This is a genomic window from Bradyrhizobium sp. Kon37 (assembly GCF_055807535.1).
Window position 1 is genome coordinate 79,147 of sequence record NZ_JBVVOY010000013.1, and the last position, 18,317, is coordinate 97,463.

19 protein-coding genes are annotated in these 18,317 nt (G+C 64.1%); 11 read left to right on the forward strand and 8 right to left on the reverse strand.

The window, feature by feature from the left end:
• Positions 1-2 precede the first annotated feature (2 nt).
• Positions 3-821, forward strand: a complete 819-nt coding sequence (locus AC0L3J_RS22970; protein WP_473348352.1) for an enoyl-CoA hydratase/isomerase family protein — start codon at positions 3-5, stop codon at positions 819-821.
• 177 nt (positions 822-998) lie between these two features.
• Here the strand turns inward: AC0L3J_RS22970 and AC0L3J_RS22975 are convergent, their stop codons facing one another.
• The 3 genes from AC0L3J_RS22975 to AC0L3J_RS22985 all read right to left on the reverse strand — a co-directional run bounded on the left by AC0L3J_RS22975 (position 999) and on the right by AC0L3J_RS22985 (position 3,879).
• On the reverse strand, positions 999-1,748 hold the full coding sequence (locus AC0L3J_RS22975) for a VOC family protein (protein ID WP_473348353.1): 750 nt from the start codon (positions 1,746-1,748) through the stop codon (positions 999-1,001).
• Positions 1,749-1,750: 2 nt separating this feature from the next.
• The gene (locus AC0L3J_RS22980) at positions 1,751-2,539 is read right to left on the reverse strand and encodes an enoyl-CoA hydratase (RefSeq protein WP_473348354.1); all 789 of its coding nucleotides are present in this window, start codon (positions 2,537-2,539) and stop codon (positions 1,751-1,753) included.
• Between the two features lie 134 nt (positions 2,540-2,673).
• Positions 2,674-3,879, reverse strand: a complete 1,206-nt coding sequence (locus AC0L3J_RS22985; protein ID WP_247363033.1) for an ABC transporter substrate-binding protein — start codon at positions 3,877-3,879, stop codon at positions 2,674-2,676.
• Between the two features lie 244 nt (positions 3,880-4,123).
• On the opposite strand from AC0L3J_RS22985, the gene AC0L3J_RS22990 reads away from it, so the two are divergent.
• Together AC0L3J_RS22990 and AC0L3J_RS22995 are read left to right on the forward strand one after the other, a co-directional pair.
• Entirely contained in the window at positions 4,124-4,969 is an 846-nt protein-coding gene (locus AC0L3J_RS22990) for a thermonuclease family protein (RefSeq protein WP_473348355.1), read from the forward strand.
• A gap of 131 nt (positions 4,970-5,100) precedes the next feature.
• Positions 5,101-6,492 carry a M48 family metalloprotease gene (locus AC0L3J_RS22995; protein ID WP_473348433.1) on the forward strand — a complete coding sequence of 464 codons (1,392 nt, stop codon included), beginning with the start codon at positions 5,101-5,103 and terminating at the stop codon, positions 6,490-6,492.
• Positions 6,493-6,614: 122 nt separating this feature from the next.
• Here AC0L3J_RS22995 and AC0L3J_RS23000 read toward each other — a convergent pair whose 3' ends face one another.
• Positions 6,615-7,940, reverse strand: a complete 1,326-nt coding sequence (locus tag AC0L3J_RS23000) for an MFS transporter (RefSeq protein WP_473348356.1) — start codon at positions 7,938-7,940, stop codon at positions 6,615-6,617.
• Positions 7,941-8,121: 181 nt separating this feature from the next.
• Between AC0L3J_RS23000 and cyoA the strand changes: the two genes are divergently transcribed.
• The 7 genes from cyoA to AC0L3J_RS23035 are packed head-to-tail and all read left to right on the forward strand — an operon-like array spanning position 8,122 to position 15,029.
• Entirely contained in the window at positions 8,122-9,282 is a 1,161-nt protein-coding gene (cyoA, locus tag AC0L3J_RS23005; RefSeq protein ID WP_473348357.1) for a ubiquinol oxidase subunit II, read from the forward strand.
• A gap of 11 nt (positions 9,283-9,293) precedes the next feature.
• Positions 9,294-11,291 carry a cytochrome o ubiquinol oxidase subunit I gene (gene cyoB, locus AC0L3J_RS23010; RefSeq protein WP_473348358.1) on the forward strand — a complete coding sequence of 666 codons (1,998 nt, stop codon included), beginning with the start codon at positions 9,294-9,296 and terminating at the stop codon, positions 11,289-11,291.
• Entirely contained in the window at positions 11,292-11,921 is a 630-nt protein-coding gene (cyoC, locus tag AC0L3J_RS23015) for a cytochrome o ubiquinol oxidase subunit III (protein WP_007599270.1), read from the forward strand.
• Positions 11,918-12,298 carry a cytochrome o ubiquinol oxidase subunit IV gene (gene cyoD, locus AC0L3J_RS23020; protein ID WP_456766636.1) on the forward strand — a complete coding sequence of 127 codons (381 nt, stop codon included), beginning with the start codon at positions 11,918-11,920 and terminating at the stop codon, positions 12,296-12,298. Before cyoC ends, cyoD begins: the two co-directional genes overlap by 4 nt.
• Positions 12,295-13,155 (forward strand): SURF1 family protein, encoded by an 861-nt coding sequence (locus tag AC0L3J_RS23025; RefSeq protein ID WP_473348359.1) that lies wholly within the window; start codon positions 12,295-12,297, stop codon positions 13,153-13,155. Before cyoD ends, AC0L3J_RS23025 begins: the two co-directional genes overlap by 4 nt.
• Complete coding sequence (locus AC0L3J_RS23030; RefSeq protein WP_473348360.1) at positions 13,127-14,506, forward strand: ATP-binding protein; 1,380 nt, start codon at positions 13,127-13,129, stop codon at positions 14,504-14,506. The genes AC0L3J_RS23025 and AC0L3J_RS23030 overlap by 29 nt, the downstream gene beginning before the upstream one ends.
• Positions 14,496-15,029, forward strand: coding sequence for a response regulator transcription factor (locus tag AC0L3J_RS23035; protein ID WP_027515183.1), 534 nt, complete (start codon positions 14,496-14,498; stop codon positions 15,027-15,029). Before AC0L3J_RS23030 ends, AC0L3J_RS23035 begins: the two co-directional genes overlap by 11 nt.
• Positions 15,030-15,066: 37 nt before the next feature.
• Here AC0L3J_RS23035 and AC0L3J_RS23040 read toward each other — a convergent pair whose 3' ends face one another.
• Positions 15,067-15,777, reverse strand: coding sequence for a glutathione S-transferase family protein (locus tag AC0L3J_RS23040; protein ID WP_473348361.1), 711 nt, complete (start codon positions 15,775-15,777; stop codon positions 15,067-15,069).
• Positions 15,778-15,886: 109 nt separating this feature from the next.
• On the opposite strand from AC0L3J_RS23040, the gene AC0L3J_RS23045 reads away from it, so the two are divergent.
• A complete protein-coding gene (locus AC0L3J_RS23045; protein ID WP_473348362.1) occupies positions 15,887-16,258 on the forward strand; it encodes a winged helix-turn-helix transcriptional regulator in 372 nt (123 codons plus the stop codon).
• A 117-nt stretch (positions 16,259-16,375) separates the two neighbouring features.
• Here the strand turns inward: AC0L3J_RS23045 and AC0L3J_RS23050 are convergent, their stop codons facing one another.
• The 3 genes from AC0L3J_RS23050 to AC0L3J_RS23060 all read right to left on the reverse strand — a co-directional run bounded on the left by AC0L3J_RS23050 (position 16,376) and on the right by AC0L3J_RS23060 (position 18,309).
• Positions 16,376-17,224, reverse strand: a complete 849-nt coding sequence (locus AC0L3J_RS23050; RefSeq protein ID WP_473348363.1) for a CarD family transcriptional regulator — start codon at positions 17,222-17,224, stop codon at positions 16,376-16,378.
• A 344-nt stretch (positions 17,225-17,568) separates the two neighbouring features.
• Complete coding sequence (gene fdxA / locus AC0L3J_RS23055; protein WP_007599264.1) at positions 17,569-17,907, reverse strand: ferredoxin FdxA; 339 nt, start codon at positions 17,905-17,907, stop codon at positions 17,569-17,571.
• Between the two features lie 132 nt (positions 17,908-18,039).
• Positions 18,040-18,309, reverse strand: coding sequence for an RNA-binding S4 domain-containing protein (locus tag AC0L3J_RS23060; protein WP_084462124.1), 270 nt, complete (start codon positions 18,307-18,309; stop codon positions 18,040-18,042).
• Positions 18,310-18,317 lie beyond the last annotated feature (8 nt).

An 18,317-nucleotide genomic window follows, 5' to 3' on the forward strand; every position in this document is an offset into this window, starting at 1 on the left:
TCATGAGCACTTATAAAGATATCGGCGTCGAGAAGGTCGGGCATGTCGGCACCATCGAGATCCGCCGCCCGCCGCTCAACTTCTTCGACATTTCGCTGATCAACCAGATCGCGGACGCACTCGACGCGTTCGATCGCGACATCGAGATTCGCGCCTCGGTGCTGTCGGCGCAGGGGAAAGCGTTTTGCGCCGGCGCCAATTTCCAGGACCCGGCACGGCAGGCGCAAGAGGCGCGCGAAGCCGACAAGGCGGCCAAGGGCGATCCGGCCGACAGCCTCGGGGCGATCAACCATCTCTACATCCAGGCCGTGCGCATCTTCCGCGCCAAGAAGCCGATCGTCGCGGCCGTGCAGGGCGCCGCGATCGGCGGCGGATTGGGCCTCGCGGTGTCGGCGGACTTCCGGGTCACCTGCCCCGAAGCGCGCTTTTCCGCGAATTTTACCAAGCTCGGCTTCCATCCCGGCTTCGGCCTGACCGTGACGCTGCCCGAGCTGATCGGCAAGAACAACGCCGAGCTGATGTTCTACACCAGCCGCCGCGTCACCGGCGAAGAGGCCTTCAAATGGGGCCTCGCCAACGAACTCGTGCCGCAGGACCAGGTCAAGGCGGCCGCACTGAAGCTCGCCGGTGAAATCGCCGAATGCTCTCCGCTCGGCCTCGTCTCCACCCGCGCCACGATGCGCGCTGGCCTCGCCGATCGCGTCATGGCGGCGACCAATCACGAGCTCGAGGAGCAGACCCGACTGCGGGCGACGGAGGATTTCAAGGAAGGCGTGAAAGCCACGGAAGAACGGCGGACGGCGAATTTCAAGGGAAGGTGATTGCGGCAGGGTCGCGCCGCACGCCCTCTCTCAATCCGTCATCCTGAGGTGCGAGTAGCGCGATGCCTAGCATCGCGCGGGGAGCCTCGAAGGATGAGCGGCCCCGCCGATGGCCGTCGCCCTTCGAGGCTCGCCCAAGAGGCGAGCACCTCAGGGTGACGGATCACGACCAAGCACTCAACTGACGCGGAACGTCACCCCACCGAGCAAAAACTCGTTGCCTGCAACGGCATGTCCCTTCGCCCTGGCAGCATGCAGCACGCCGGCCACATCGGCAACCCGAAACTCCAGCGCGCTCATGATTTCGCTGGCGCCCTTCACGAACCGGAAGGTCGCGTTGGGCAACTTCAGTTCAGCATCGCCACTCGGCGCAACGCCAATGAGCTTGCCCCAATGCTCGGCCAGCCCTTGCGGATCCGGGCTCTGCATCTCCACGCTCGTCAACGCCTGTGTCACGTCCTTGCGGATGAATTTTTGCCAGTCGGGCCCCGCCGGTGGATAGGGTCCCAAAATGTCGTCGCTGCCTTCGGTGTGGTTGAACTCGATGAAGGCGGCGCGGCAGTCGCGGGGATGGAGCTGCACGCCGTGATAGGGCGCGTGGTCGATGACGTTGGCGGTGCGCACGCCAAGCGCGTTGGCGTTACGGCCGCGCTCGTCCGGATCGTTGCAGCAGAAGATCGCCATGTAGCCGCCGCGCCCGCCGCTCTTCTCGATGAAGCGGCCGGCCGTGGTGCCGTCCTTGAACGGCGCGACCACCTCCAGCAGGATCGTGTCGACCGGCAGCAGCGCGTTCTCCAGACCGTATTTCGCGACATTGCCGTCGCGGTAGCAGACAGCGAGGCCCATGATATCAGCTATATCCGCGATCACGGGCGCGAGCTGCGGCGCGACCAGGCAGATCTGCCGCAACCGCATATAGGCGGCCATCGTCATGCGCCCTTGAAGGCCGGTTTGCGCTTCTCGACGAACGCCTTTGCGGCCTCCTTATGATCCTCGGTATCGCTGCAGCGGGTGTGGTGGATCGCCTCGCCGTCGAAGCAATCCTCCAGCGCCAGATGCTCGGCATTATTGATGTTGCGCTTGATGAAGCCGAGCGCGATCGACGGGCCCTGCGCCAGCGACAGTGCGAGCTCGTGCGCGGCCGCGTCGATGTCGGTGTCGGGCACGACCTTCGTCACCATCCCGATCGCCTGCGCCTCCTTCGCGGAAAGCACCGGCGAGGTCAGATAGAGCTCGCGCGCCCGCGCGCTGCCGAGCAGCTGGGTGAGGAAATAGGTGCCGCCGTAATCGCCGGAGAAGCCGACCTTTGCGAACGCGGTCGTGATCTTGCAGGATTCGGAGGCGACGCGGAGGTCGCACGACAGCGCCATCGACAGACCCGCGCCGGCCGCAGCACCATCGAGCTGTGCCACCACGGGCTTTGGCATCTGGTGCAGGATACGCGACACTTCCATGCCGCGGCGCAGGTTCGCCATCTTCACTTCGAACGGCAGCGGCGCCCGGCCCTCGGCCATCGACTTGACGTCGCCGCCGACGCAGAAGGAGCCGCCCGCACCCTTGAACAAGACCGCACGCACCTCCGGATCATCCGCCGCGCGCCGTGCCGCCACGACCAGCCCGGCGACCATGTCCGGGTTGAGCGCGTTCTTCCGCTCCGGACGGTTCATGGTGATGGTGAGCAGCCCGCCTTCAAGCTTCTGCAGGACCATGTCGTTCATGGGACGTCTCCCTTGTTGTTGTTTGCTTCGGTCTATCGACGCTCGTCATTGCGAGCGAAGCGAAGCAATCCAGAAATGTTTCTGCGGAGACAGCCTGGATTGCTTCGTCGCTTCGCTCCTCGCAATGACGAGGTTTATTTCTTCACCAGCGGACAGCGCGACTGCTCCAACGACTGGAACGCCTCGCTGCCGGGCACAGTGGCGAGCAGCTTGTAGTCGTCCCAGCGGCCCTTGGATTCCGACGGCTTCTTGACCTCGAACAGGTACATGTCGTGCAGCATGCGGCCGTCCTCGCGGATCTTGCCGTTCTTGGCGAAGAAGTCGTTGATCGGCGTCTCCTTCATCACTTTCATGACTGTTGCGGCGTCCGTCGTGCCGGCCGACTTCACGGCCTTCAGATAGTGCGTCACGGAAGAATAGACGCCCGCTTGCGCCGAGGTCGGCGGCCGCTTCATGCGCTCCTGGAAGCGCTTCGAGAACGCGCGGGTGTCGTCGTTGAGATCCCAGTAGAAGGCTTCCGCCAGCAACAGGCCCTGCGCGGTCTCGAGCCCGATCGAATCGATGTCGGTCACGAAGGCGAGCAGCGGCGAGACCTTCTGGCCGCCCTTGGTGATGCCGAACTCGGCCGCCTGCTTGATGGCGTTGACCGTGTCGCCGCCGGCGTTCGCAAGCCCGATCACCTTTGCTTTGGAGGCTTGAGCCTGCAGCAGGAACGACGAGAAATCCGACGTGTTGAGCGGATGGCGCACGCTGCCGAGCACCTTGCCGCCGGTCTTGGTCACGACCGCGCTGGTGTCTTTCTCCAGATCCTGGCCGAAGGCGTAGTCGGCGGTGAGGAAGTACCAGGTGTCGAGACCCGATTTCACGGCAGCAAGGCCGGTCACATTGGCTTGGCCGTAGGTGTCGAACACGTAGTGGATGGTGTAGGGACCACAGGCCTCGTTGGTGAGGCGGATCGAGCCCGGACCGTTGAACATGATGATCTTGTTGCGCGCTTTGGCGATCTCGCCGGCGGCAAGCGCGGTCGCGGAGGCCGCGACGTCGTAGATCATCTCGACGCCCTGATTGTCGAGCATGTCGCGGGCGATGTTGGCGGAGAGATCGGCCTTGTTCTGATGGTCGGCGGCCAGCACCTGGATCTTGCGACCGAGCACCTCGCCGCCAAAGTCCTCCACGGCCATCTTGGCCGCGGTCTCGCTGCCGGGGCCGGTGATGTCGGCATACAGGCTCGACATGTCGAGAATGCCGCCGATCTTCAGTGGCGGCTTGTCCTGCGCCTGCACGGCGCTTGCACTCAGCGCCAGCGCAGCAGCGAAAATGCCCGACAAAACATGCTTCATCGAAAAAGACCTCCCTTGATCGCCTGTCTCTGATGGCGGCTTGGTTATTGGTGTTGTCGCAATCATGCCGCATGCGCGACAGCGCAGCAAGCGCGCGGGACGATGCAGATGAACGATCGACACGCGCTTTCCGCAAAGCGGAATGACGAGATGCGGAAGAGTGCCTCTGCCGTCATTGCGAGCGCAGCGAAGCAATCCAGAGTCTTTCCAAGGAGGCGGTCTGGATTGCTTCCCTGCGCTCGCAATGACCGCGTGTGCGGAAGCCTCTTCGCGACACGCCGCGCTTGAGTTAAGACTGGCGCGTAACGCAACCTCACCGGGCAACGTGACGCAACGGCTTCACCTGATCGCAATCCTTCTCGTCGCGGCTCAGAGCGCATTCGCGAGCCCGTGCCAGTTCGAGTCCCAGGGCGAAGGCCGCGTGGCCGCGATCGATGCGCGCAGTCTGCGTCTCGACGACGGCCGGGAAATCCGCCTGACCGGCATCGAGCCGACCGCGACCACGAGGCAGGCGCTGACCACGCTGCTCGTCGGTCGCGACGTTATTTTGCGCAGCGCTGACGACACGCCCGACCGCTATGGCCGTCAGGGCGCGCTGGTCTTTGTCGGCGAGAGCGACATCTCCGTGCAGGCGACGCTCCTCGTCCAGGGCGACGCCATCGTCTCCGCCGAGATCGCAGATAAGGACTGCGCGGCCGCCCTGATGGCGTCGGAAGCCGAGGCGCGGCGCCAAAAAAAGGGCAGCTGGGCTGACCCGTCGGCCATAAAAAACGCGGAAAGTCCGGACGATATTTTGGCGGGGATCGGGCGTTTTGTGGTGGTCGAGGGCAAAGTCCTGTCGGTCCGGCAAGCTGGGGCAATGACCTACCTCAACTTCGGACGAAACTGGACACGCGGCTTCGCCGTGACTATTTCAAAGCGCATGGTACCCGCGTTCGAAAGCGCCGGGATCGCGCTTAAGTCTCTGGAAAATAAACGTATTCGTGTCCGGGGCTGGGCTGAGGGGAATACGGGGCCGCGTATCGATGTACGCCTCGTGGGACAAATCGAGTTGCTGGGCGCAAACGAGCCGACAGGGGTAAGGCCCTAAAAGGGGCCAGGCACGGATTAAGCGACGTGAATGGGGTGCTAGGACGGCACGGACGAGGTGAACGCCGCCTGCGGGCAGCGCTGGCTGCGCTATGCCTCGTGCTGGGTTCAGCCCTCGCCGGTTGCGGCGATATGGGCCGCTTCCAGACTGCGGCGGCCCCGCCGACCGTCGCGATGCCCAAGCCGAAGCCGGCCGTCGCGCAGACCCCCGCCACGGAGAAGGAGCACGAGCGCATCCTGGCGAGCTATGGCGGCACCTATGACGACCCCAGGCTCGAATCGCTCGTCACCAAGACCGTCGATCGGCTGGTCGCGGCGTCCGATCGCCCCGATCAGGGTTACCGGGTCACGATCCTCAATTCCGGCGCGGTGAACGCCTTCGCGCTGCCGAACGGCCAGCTCTATGTCACGCGCGGTCTTCTTGCACTGGCGAGCGATACGTCGGAATTGTCCTCCGTGCTCAGCCACGAGATGGCGCATGTGCTGTCCAAGCACGCCGCGATGCGTGAGGACCAGGCCCGCCAGGCGGCGATCGTCACCCGCGTCGTCACCGACATGAGCAACGATCCCGATCTCACCGCGCTCGCGCTCGCCAAGACCAAGCTGACCATGGCGAGCTTTTCGCGCAATCAGGAGTTCGAGGCCGACGGCGTCGGCGTCGGCATTTCCGCAAAGGCGCATTTCGACCCTTATGGTGCCGCACGATTTCTCTCGGCGATGGAGCGCAATGCCGAGCTGAAGGTCGGCAAGACCTCGCTCGATCCGCGCGCACAGGATTTCACCTCGTCGCATCCGGCGACGCCCGAGCGCGTGCAAAACGCGCAAACCATTGCACGGCAATACGCTGCGCCAGAGGGCGGCGAGCGCGACCGCGAGACCTATCTCGCCGCGATCGACAATCTCGTCTACGGCGAAGACCCCAGCGAAGGTTTTGTCCGCGGCCGGCGCTTCCTGCATCCGAAGCTCGGCTTCACCTTCCAGGCACCGGACAATTTTACGCTCGACAATACCGCGCAGGCCGTGATCGGCGTGCGCGACGGCGGCTCGCAGGCGATGCGTTTCGACGTCGTGCGGGTGCCGGCCGAACAGTCGCTCGGCGATTACCTGAATTCCGGCTGGATGGAGGGCGTCGAGAAGGCCTCCACCGAGGACATCACCATCAATGGTTTTCCGGCTGCCTCCGCCACCGCCAAGGGCGACCAGTGGCAGTTCAAGGTCTATGCGCTGCGCTTCGGCAGCGACGTCTACCGCTTCATCTTCGCGGCACGGCAGAAGTCGACCGAGAGCGAGCGCAATGCGCGCGAGACCGTCAACTCATTCCGCCGCCTGACGCTCGACGAGATCCAGGCCGCGCGCCCGCTGCGCATCAAGGTCATCACCGTGCAGCCCGGCGACACCGTGGAATCGCTCTCCCACCGCATGGCCGGCGTCGATCACCCGGCCGAGCGTTTTCGCGTCCTCAACGGGCTCGATCGCAACGCGCAGGTTAAGGTGCGCGATCGTGTGAAGGTCGTGGCGGATTGACGCGCGCTAAACTGCCGTAGGGTGGGCAAAGCGAAGCGTGCCCACCATTCCCGATCAGGATTGTTGAAAGATGGTGGGCACGGCGCTTACGCGCCTCTGCCCACCCTACAAGCTCCGCCCGATCAGCGCCCCGCGTCCATATCGCCGGCCTCGCGCTGGCCGCTGAGCCAGAGCGCGAGCAAGGTCCAGAACGCGCCTGACAGCAGGTACGCACCCGAGGCGATGACGCCGAGATTGGTCGCAAGCAGCAGAGCGACGAGCGGTGCAAAGCCGGCGCCGAACAGCCAGGCCATGTCGGAGGTCAGCGCCGAGGCCGTGTAGCGATAGGCCTGCTTGAAGTTCGAGGCGATCGCACCCGAGGACTGGCCGAACGACAGACCGAGCAGGATGAAGCCGATCACCATGTAGATGGTCTCGCCGAACGCGCCGGCATCGAGCAGCTGCGGGGCAAAGCCGCTGTAGATCGCGATCGCGATCGCCGATCCCATCAGCAGCGACTTGCGGCCGACGCGGTCGGCAATGACGCCGGAGAGCACGATCGCGCCGACGCCGAACACGGCGGCGACGATCTCGATGATCAGGAAGCGCACCGGGCTTTCGCGGGTGAACAGGAACACCCAGGACAGCGGAAACACCGTGACCATGTGGAACAGCGCGAAGCTTGCCAGCGGCGCGAACGCACCGAGCATGATGTTCTGGCCTTCGCGCGCGACCGTCTCGGAGATGCGCGAGGGCTGCAATTCGCGGGTCTCGAACAGCGAGGCATATTCTTCCGTCGTCACCATGCGCAGGCGCGCGAACAGCGCCACGACGTTGATGGCGAAGGCGACGAAGAACGGATAGCGCCAGCCCCAGTCGAAGAAATCGTCGGCCGAGAGATTTCCGGCGAAATAGGCGAACAGGCCGCTCGCCACGATCAGACCGAGCGGCGCGCCAAGCTGCGGCACCATCGCGTACCAGCCGCGCTGCGAGGGCGGCGCGTTCAGCGCCAGCAGCGAGGCCATGCCGTCCCAGGCGCCGCCCCAGGCCAGACCCTGTGCGATGCGCGCCAGCGCCAGCAGCCAGATCGCGGCAGCGCCGATCTCGTGATAGCCCGGCAGGAACGCGATCGCGACGGTGGCGGTGCCGAGCAGGAACAGTGCCGAGATCAGCTTGGCCGTCTTGCCGTATTCGCGGTCGACCGTCATGAAAATGACGGTGCCGATCGGCCGGGCCATGAAGGCCAGCGCGAAGATCATGAACGAATAGAGGGTGCCGGTCAGCTCGCTCGTGAACGGGAACACCAGGCGCGGGAAGACGATCACCGAGGCGATCGCAAAGACGAAGAAGTCGAAGAATTCCGAGGTGCGGCCGATGATGACGCCGATAGCGATCTCGCCGGGACTGGCCTGGTCGTGGCCGTGCTCGCCCGAGTGGTCTGCCATTGCGGGGGTCTGTGCCGTCGCCATTCGTGCGCCCTTAACGTCCTGAAAACCAAAGCCGACCGCCCGGCAAGGCGCCAGGCAACCTAGCCCTGTCTGGCGCAACATCCCGCACTGCAACATTGGACAAATTGTCCAATGTCCGGATTGCTGCGCCGCAGCTACCCCTTGGTCCCGCAAAAGAAACTCATTCTCATAAGGCTCGGCCGTGTCCCGTTTCAAGATCCTGGCGCTGCTACCCCTGGCAGTTGCGCTCAGTGGCTGCAACTACGTCGTGCTGGCGCCGGCCGGCGATATCGCCGCGCAGCAGCGCGACCTCGTCATCATCTCCACCGTCCTGATGCTCCTGATTGTCGTGCCCGTGATGGCGCTGACGGTGCTGTTCGCCTGGCGCTACCGCCAGTCCAACGCCGACGCCCGCTACGAGCCGGAATGGGACCACTCGACCAGCCTCGAGCTGGTGATCTGGTCGGCGCCGCTTTTGATCATCGTTTGCCTGGGCGCGCTGACCTGGATGGGCACGCATCTGCTCGACCCCTATCGCACGCTCGGCCGCATCCATGCCGACCGCGCCGTGGACCAGTCCAAGGCCCCGCTCGAGGTCGACGTCGTCGCGCTCGACTGGAAGTGGCTCTTTATCTATCCGGACTACGGCATCGCCACCGTCAACGATCTGGCGGCTCCGGTCGATCGTCCGATCAACTTCCGCATCACCGCGTCCTCGGTGATGAACTCGTTCTACATCCCCGCGCTGGCCGGCCAGATCTACGCGATGCCGGGCATGGAGACCAAGCTCCACGCCGTCGTGAACCACGCCGGCACCTACCGGGGCTTTTCGGCAAACTACAGCGGCGCCGGCTTCTCCGGCATGCACTTCAACTTCCAGGGCCTCGACGACAAGGGCTTTGACGCCTGGATCGCCAGCGCCAAGTCCGGCGGCGGCTCGCTCGGCCGCGCCGAATATCTCCAGCTCGAAAAACCCAGCCAGAACGAGCCGGTGCGGCGCTACGGCACCGTCGATTCCGATCTCTACCGCCTGATCCTCAACATGTGCGTCGAGACCGGCAAGATGTGCCAGAGCGAGATGATGGCGATCGACGCCAAGGGCGGTCTCGGCCATGAGGGTCTGAACAACACCCTGCCGCTGGCTTACGACAAGTACGCGCGTCGCGGCACGGCGCTTGGGCCGGAGCCGAGCTTCGTCGCCGGCACCTGCACGCCCGAGGCGCCGCAGGGCAGGACCACCGCCTCCATCACGGCACCTGTCGACACCGGGCCGCTGCTCGGCGCCGGCCTGAAGCGGCCGAGTTTCACGCCGCTGAAGTCCTCGTCCTTCTTCCCCGGACAACGTCCGAAGTCAGATTCGTAAAGAGATCCCGCATGTCTCCTGATCTTCTCAAGCTCATCTTCGGCCGGCTCACCTTCGAATCGCTGCCGCTGCACGAGCCGATCGTCGTCGGCACCTTTGCCGTGGTTGCGACCGGCGGCCTCATCATGGTCGCCGGCCTGACCTATTTCCGCGTCTGGGGTTATCTCTGGAGCGAATGGTTCACCAGCGTCGACCACAAGCGCATCGGCATCATGTACATGATCCTCGGCATTGTGATGCTGCTGCGCGGCTTCGCCGACGCGCTGATGATGCGGTTGCAGCAGGCGCTCGCCTTCGGCGGCTCCGAGGGCTATCTCAACTCGCATCACTATGACCAGGTCTTCACCGCCCACGGCGTGATCATGATCTTCTTCGTGGCGATGCCGCTGGTCACCGGCCTGATGAACTTCGTCGTGCCGCTCCAGATCGGCGCGCGCGACGTGTCGTTTCCGTTCCTGAACAATTTCAGCTTCTGGATGACGGTCGGCGGCGCGGTGCTGGTGATGGCTTCGCTGTTCATCGGCGAATTCGCCCGCACCGGCTGGCTCGCTTATCCGCCGCTGTCGAACATCGGCTACAGTCCCGATGTCGGCGTCGACTATTACATATGGGGATTACAGGTCGCGGGCGTCGGAACGACACTGTCCGGCATCAACCTGATCTGCACCATCGTCAAGCTGCGATGCCCCGGCATGACCATGATGCGGATGCCGGTGTTCACCTGGACCGCGCTCTGCACCAACGTGCTGATCGTCGCTTCCTTCCCGGTCCTGACCGTCGTGCTCGCGCTGCTCTCGCTCGACCGCTACGTCGGCACCAACTTCTTCACGAACGATTTCGGCGGCAGCCCGATGATGTATGTGAACCTGATCTGGATCTGGGGTCATCCCGAGGTCTACATCCTGGTTCTGCCCGCCTTCGGCATCTTCTCGGAGGTGACCTCGACCTTCTCGGGCAAGCGGCTGTTCGGCTACACCTCGATGGTGTACGCCACGGTGGTCATCACCATCATGTCGTACCTGGTCTGGCTGCACCACTTCTTCACGATGGGGTCGGGCGCCAGCGTCAACTCCTTCTTCGGCATCACCACGATGATCATCTCGATCCCGACGGGCGCGAAGATGTTCAACTGGCTGTTCACGATGTATCGCGGCCGCATCCGCTTCGAGCTTCCGATGATGTGGACGATCGCATTCATGCTGACCTTCGTGCTCGGCGGCATGACCGGCGTGCTGCTCGCGGTGCCGCCGGCCGACTTCGTCCTGCACAACAGCCTGTTCCTGATCGCGCATTTCCACAACGTGATCATCGGCGGCGTGGTGTTCGGCGCGTTCGCCGGTATCGGTTACTGGTTCCCGAAGGCGTTCGGCTTCAAGCTCGACCCGTTCTGGGGCAAGCTGTCGTTCTGGTTCTGGGTCACGGGCTTCTATCTCGCGTTCATGCCGCTCTATGTGCTCGGCCTGATGGGCGTAACCCGCCGGCTTCGTGTGTTCGACGACCCGAGCCTGCAGATCTGGTTCATCGTCGCCGGCGTTGGCGCCTTCCTGGTCTTCCTCGGCATCCTCTCGATGCTGATGCAGTTCGCAGTCAGCTTCCTCAGGCGCGAGCAGCTCAAGGACGTCAGTGGCGATCCCTGGGATGCGCGTACGCTGGAATGGGCGACCTCCTCGCCGCCGCCGGCCTACAACTTCGCTTTCACTCCCGTCGTTCACGACAATGACGCGTGGTGGGACATGAAGAAGCGCGGCTATCAGCGCCCGCTCACCGGGTTCAAGCCGATCCACATGCCCAGCAGCACCGGCACCGGCATCATCCTCGCCGGCTTTGCCACCGCGATGGGATTCGGTTTGATCTGGTACATCTGGTGGCTGGCGGCCGCGAGCTTCATCGCGATGCTCGCCGTCGGCATCGGTCACACCTTCAACTATCACCGCGATTTCGACATTCCGGCCGAGGACGTCATCCGGGCCGAGGACGCGCGCACCAAACTGCTCGCCGGAGCCAAGTAAATGACTGTCGCTGTCAATCCCACGCAAACCGGCGAGCCGGTGTTCTACCTCGCCGACGAACACCCGCATCCGGAAGGCTACAGCACCTCGCTCGGCTTCTGGATCTATCTGATGAGCGATTGTCTCATCTTCGCGATCCTGTTCGCCACCTTCGGCGTGCTCGGCGGCAATTACGCCGCCGGTCCGGCGCCGAAGGATCTGTTCGAGCTGCCGCTGGTCGCGGTCAACACCTCGATGCTGCTGCTGTCGTCGATCACCTACGGCTTCGCCATGCTGACGATGCAGCAGAACAAGATCGCGCAGACCCAGATTTGGCTGGCGATCACCGGCCTGTTCGGCGCCGCGTTCATCGGCATCGAGCTGTCCGAGTTCGCCCACATGATCCATGAAGGCGCGACGCCCCAGCGCAGCGCCTTCCTGTCCGCCTTCTTCACCCTGGTCGGCACTCACGGCCTGCACGTCAGTTGCGGCCTGATCTGGCTGGTGACCCTGATGGTGCAGGTCTGGAAGTTCGGCCTGATCGAGGCCAACCGCCGCCGCCTGATGTGCCTGTCGATGTTCTGGCACTTCCTGGACGTGGTCTGGATCGGCGTCTTCACCTTCGTCTATCTTCTGGGAGTTCTGCGATGAACACCGATATCAACGCCGCCCACGCGGACGATCATCACCACGGTGACAGCCACGCCCACGGCTCGTTCTCGACCTATATGCTCGGCTTCGTGCTCTCGGTCGTGCTCACCGCGATCCCGTTCTGGCTGGTGATGAGCGGCGCGCTTCCGAGCAAGCAGATCACCGCGCTCGTGATCATGGCCTTCGCGGTCGTGCAGATCGTCGTGCACATGATCTACTTCCTGCACATGAACACGACGTCCGAGAACGGCTGGAGCATGATGGCGCTGATCTTCACCATCGTCATGGTGGTGATCGCGCTGTCGGGTTCGCTGTGGGTGATGAACCACCTCAACAGCAACATGATGCCGATCCACCAGATGACCGGGATGAAATGAACGAAACCCGGACCGTGACAAGCAGGACAGACGGGGCTCGCGGAAAGGCCGCGCGCCCGTCCTTGTGGCTCACGGTCCTCTCGCTCACGGCCATTGCAGTTCTGATCGCGCTCGGCGTCTGGCAAGTCGAGCGCCGCGCCTGGAAGCTGGCGCTGATCGATCGCGTCGAGCAGCGCGTTCATGCTCCGGCCCAGCCGATCCCCTCGCCGGCGGCATGGCCGACCGTCTCCGCCGCAAACGACGAATACAGGCACGTCAGCGTCTCCGGCCGTTTCCTGCATGATCGCGAGACCCTGGTTCAGGCCGTCACCGACGAAGGTCCGGGCTATTGGGTGCTGACGCCGCTTCAGCGTAGCGACGGCACGCTGGTCCTGGTCAACCGTGGCTTCGTGCCGTCCGAGCGGCGCGACGCCTCGACGCGCCGGGACGGCAATCCGGACGGCCAGGTCGAGATCACCGGCCTCTTGCGCATCACGGAGCCAAAAGGCGGATTCCTCAGGACCAACGTGCCGGAGCACAATCGCTGGTACTCGCGGGATGTTGCCGCGATTGCGGCGGCACGCGGCCTCGACCGCGTCGCGCCTTTCTTCGTCGATGCCGACGCTGGATCACAATCCGGCAGCGGCCCAATCGCCGGATTGACCGTGATCAGCTTTCCCAATAACCACCTGATCTACGCGCTGACGTGGTTTGCCCTGGCGTTCATGCTGGCCGGCAGACTGTTCGTCACATTCGGCGGCGGGCTGTTCCGCCGCAAGGAGCCCTGGAGCGGCTTCGCCCACGAAGCGGCCGGCGGCCCCGATGCCGGCGCCCGCAGGACGGGATCAGATGCTGGAACGATCGTCGAGCCCACCTGACGGCGGAAGGACGCAGGGCGCCGTCACGCTGCAATCGCAGGCGGACGCGCGCAGCGAGCTGATCGGCGCTGCGCCGACCGACGACGAGACCAACCGCAAGAACATGGCGCTGCTGATCCAGCTGCGCTGGACCGCAGTCGTCGGTCAGATCGTGACCATCGGCGGCGTGCATGTCTGGCTCGGCATTCCCCTGCCCCTCACCCGGATGGGCGCAGTGATCGGCGCCCTGATATTTCTCAACGTCTCCAGCATTGTCTGGGTGCGCCATCGCGCCGCGATCACCAACAACGAGCTGCTGGTCGCCCTGATGCTGGACGTCGCCGCGCTGACCGCGCAGCTTTACCTCAGCGGCGGCGCCACCAATCCCTTCACCTCGCTGTTCCTGCTCCAGGTGACGCTGGGCGCGGTGCTGCTCGATGGCCGCTCGACCTGGTCGCTGGTCGCGCTGACCTGCGCGAGCTTCGTCTGGCTGACCGTCGCCTACCGGCCGCTCGATCTGCCGCCGAACCCGCTGAGCGAGACCTACACGCTCACGGTTGCCGGCATGCTGCTGGGCTTCGTGCTCAACGCCGTGCTGCTGGTGGTGTTCGTCACCCGCATCAACAGGAATTTGCGCGAGCGCGACGCGCATCTGGCGGCGCTGCGCCAGCATGCCGCTGAGCAGGATCATATCGTGCGTATGGGCCTGCTCGCCTCCGGCGCGGCGCACGAGCTCGGCACGCCGCTCGCCTCGCTCTCGGTCATCCTCGGCGACTGGCGCCGCATGCCCGACCTCGCCGCCGATCAGGAGCTGGCCGAGGATCTCGCGGAGATGGAGACCTCGCTGCAACGCTGCAAGTCGATCGTGACAGGCATCCTGGTCTCGGCGGGCGAAGCCCGCGGCGAGGGATCGTCGCCGACGACAGTGGCGGCTTTCGTCACCGCGCTGGTGGATGAGTGGCGCGACGCGCGCTCGGCGCGGACGCTGTATTTCGTCAACACCTTCGGCGAGGACGTCGCGATCGTCTCGGACGTCGCGCTGAAGCAGGTGATCTTCAACGTGCTCGACAACGCCTACGAGGTCTCGCGCGACTGGGTCGAGCTCGTTGCCGGGCGCGAGGGCGATCATCTCGTGCTGTCGATCAGCGATCGCGGCCCCGGCTTTGCGCCGGAGATGCTGGCACAGCTCGGAAAACCCTACCAATCGAGCAAGGGCCGCGCCGGCGGTGGGCTCGGCCTGTTCCTGGTGGTGAACGTGGTGCGCAAGTTAGGGGGCAGCGTGACCGCCGAGAACCACAGGAAGCGCGGCGCGACGGTCCGCCTCACGCTGCCGCTCGCAACGCTCGCGATCGGAGGCAGCTTTGACGCCTGACCGTTCGCTCATCGTCGTCGAGGACGATGCCGGCTTTGCCCGCACCCTGAAGCGTTCGTTCGAGCGCCGCGACTACGAGGTCGTGCTCGCCGCCTCGATCGAGGAGGTGCGGAAGGTCCTGGAAGAGCGATCGTTCGGCTATGCCGTCGTCGACCTCAAGCTCGGCGGCGCCTCTGGGCTAGCCTGCGTCGAGCTCTTGCACACGCACGATCCGGAGATGTTGATCGTGGTGCTGACGGGCTTTGCCAGCATCTCCACCGCCGTCGAAGCCATCAAGCTCGGCGCATGCCACTATCTGGCCAAGCCGTCGAACACCGACGACATCGAGGCCGCCTTCAACAAGGCCGCAGGCAATGCCGAGGTCGCGCTCGACGCGCGGCCGACCTCGATCAAGACGCTGGAATGGGAACGCATCCACCAGACCCTGATCGAGACCGACTTCAACATCTCGGAAGCCGCAAGACGGCTCGGGATGCACCGGCGCACGCTGGCGCGGAAGCTCGAGAAGCGGCCGGTGAAGTAGGGAGGAGCGGATCGAAGCCGCTCCTCCTCTCCACTGGTCAGGCTTGCCTGCCATATCGCGCGATGACGTCGGCCAGCGCGATATGGCCCGCGCAGGATCCTGCTCCCGGATCATGGCTGCCGCTCTCCACAGCGGTGGCGTAGATGACCCCGGGATCGGCCTCGAGTTGTTGGCGCAGCGCCGCGAGCTTTGGCCAGCGGCTCCTCTCCGCGACGGCGTGGAAGTCGAGCCAGCGCGCCACGCCTGCCAGCAAGGCGTCCGCGAGGGTCGGCCGGTCGGCGAGCAGGAATCTTGCCGGCTCGATCATGGCTTCGAGCTTGTCGTGGCGTTCGATCACCTTTCTCCTTCCGAAGTCCCGCAAGGCCGAGCGCATGGTGTCGTCCATCGCCACGCCTTCCATTGCGACCCAAAGCGGCGCGAAGGCGCCGGTAAAGCCGGTGTTCACGAACGCCATCAGCTGGTGCATGCGATCGGCTTGCGGCGACAACGGATCAAAGCTGATGCGCCGTTCGGTGTCCCGGGCTTCGAGCCAAGCCGCGATCGCCATGGTTTCCGTCAGCACATTGCCCTGGTCCGTGATGAGTGCAGGCGTCTCGTGTCGCGGATTGATCCTGGCGTATGACGGGCTCAGCATCTCGCCCAGCATGTCGACGCGACACAGGCGATATGGCCTGCCAAGCCATTCAAGAGCTGCAACGAGTCCCATGGAGCTTCCCATCGGGAAGCCGTAAAGTAGGATTGGATCCATCGATCTATTCTCCGTGATTTCTGATGATCACGCTGCGCAGCGGTCCCGAACCCTAGTCGCTCGCTCCATCATGTAAATTGCGAACATTTTTGTAACCTGGAGTCCGCCGATGAAAGATCTCGTTTCGAGATGTCCCATCGAGGAGGTGATGCAGATCCTGAGCGGCCGGTGGCCTACGCTTCTGATCTACTATTTGAAGCAGGGCACCAAACGGTTCAGCGATTTGCGTCGGGACAATCCGACCATCTCGCACAGGATGCTCGCCCTCGAGCTTCGCAAACTGGAGGACGCCGGGATCGTGACCCGCACGGAATTCGACGGATATCCGTTGAGGGTCGAGTACGATCTGACCGCCGCCGGCCACACATTGGTACCGTTGATCGATGCGTTGGGCGCCTGGTGGTCGACGGTTGCGACTGACACGGGCGGAGACCACCGCGAGACCGGGCGCGGCGCTTCGGGAAGCGCATCGCGGGTTTGATCCCGTTCAGGACCGCATAGGCTCAAAAGCAATTCCGCCCGCTGACCGTCCCTCCGAAACAAAAAGCCCGGCCAACCGGCCGGGCTTTTGATCTGTTGCGATGAACGCGCGAGACGCTTACGCGGCCTCGTCGGCGACCGTGGCGCCACCCTCGGTCTCGTCGCTATCGCCCTCGGCGTCCGCATCGCCTTCGCCTTCGCCTTCGGCGGCTTCGGACTTGGCGCCGGTGCGGCGCGGGCTCTTGGCGAGCTGGGCCTCGATCTCCTTGACCGCTTCGGTCTCGGTCGAGTGCTGCACCACCGCGATCTCGCGGGAGAGACGGTCGAGCGCGGCTTCATAGAGCTGGCGTTCGCTGTAGGACTGCTCCGGCTGCGACTCGGAGCGATAGAGGTCGCGCACGACTTCCGCGATCGCGACGATGTCGCCCGAATTGATCTTCGCTTCGTATTCCTGGGCGCGGCGCGACCACATGGTGCGCTTGACGCGGGCACGGCCTTTGAGGGTCTCGAGCGCACGCTTCACCAGCGCGGGCTCGGACAGCTTGCGCATGCCCACATTGGCGACCTTGGCGGTCGGCACGCGCAGCGTCATCTTGTCCTTGATGAAGTTGATGACGAACAGCTCGAGCTTCGCGCCGGCGATCTCCTGCTCCTCGATGGCCAGAATCTGGCCGACACCGTGAGCGGGATAGACGACGAATTCGTTGGCCTTGAAGCCCTGACGCTGGGTCACGACCTTCTTTTCTTCGACCTTCGGCGCAACAGCCGCGGGCTTCACGGCCGGCTTGGCGGCAGCGACAGGGGCCTTGGCGGGAGCAGCAGCAACAGGAGCCTTCGGCGCGGCGGGCTTGGCAGCGGGAGCCTTGGCAGCGGGCGTCTTTGCAACAGCGGGCTTGGCGGCAGGCTTGGCGGCAACAGGCTTGGCAACGGTCGCTTTCGCGGCCGGCTTGGCAGTCTTGTTAGGCATTGCGCTTCTTTTGTTCTTCGAGGACTTTGCAGCCGGCGCCTTCGTCGCGGTCCGACCCTTGGATGCGCTACGGCTGGCCGCGGCGACTTTCTTGGCGTCCTTATGGGAAGCCTTCGCTGAAGTACTCTTTTTACGCGTTTTCTGTGACACAGCCTGCGCGCGGAAACTGCCACGCCCCTGTTCGACATTTGGTTTCACGGGAACCCAACGGGGCCGACGGGGCTAACCAGGGTTCGGCTCAATGTGCCCAATATAGCACATTTCCCGCAAAAATCAATAATTTAGGGGTCTTAAGGGCTGGTTTTCGGCGATAACGCCGCTAATAGGGTTAAGTTTGACCCGAATTAGTCGCCGGAGCCGGGGTTCGCGGAGAAATACTTGTCGAACTTGCCCTCCATGCCGTCGAAATCCTTGGCGTCGGCGGGTGATTCTTTCTTCTGGGTGATGTTCGGCCAGCTCTTGGCGTAGTCGGCATTGACCGTGAGCCACTTTTCCAGGCCCGGTTCCGTGTCCGGCTTGATGGCATCGGCGGGGCATTCCGGCTCGCACACGCCGCAGTCGATGCACTCGTCAGGATGGATGACGAGCATGTTCTCGCCCTCGTAGAAACAATCGACCGGGCAGACCTCGACGCAGTCGGTGTACTTGCACTTGATGCACGCTTCAGTGACGACGTAAGTCATCCAACGCTCCGAAAAGCTCTTTTAAAAGTCGCGGCTTGCGTAGCGCGGATGGCCCGGCGCCGCAAGCTCAGGAACGGCCGATCATGACGGCTTTATGCGCTTGATCGACCAAGAAATGAATTCAAAGCGCAATTAATTGCGCTGAGAATTCGGATGGCCTTCGCTGAGCTCTTCGTAGAGCACACGGGCCGAGGCGGCATCGCCGCGGCGCTCGTTGAAGGCGATGACTCTCAAGACGCGCACGGTGCGATCGAGCGCGACGGTGAGCACGTCGCCGATCTTGATCGCATGCCCCGGCGATTTCTCGCGTGCGCCGTTGACGCGAACATGGCCGGACTCGACAAGCTCGGCAGCGGAGGTGCGCGCCTTCACCACCCGCGCGTGCCATAGCCATTTGTCGATGCGCTGCC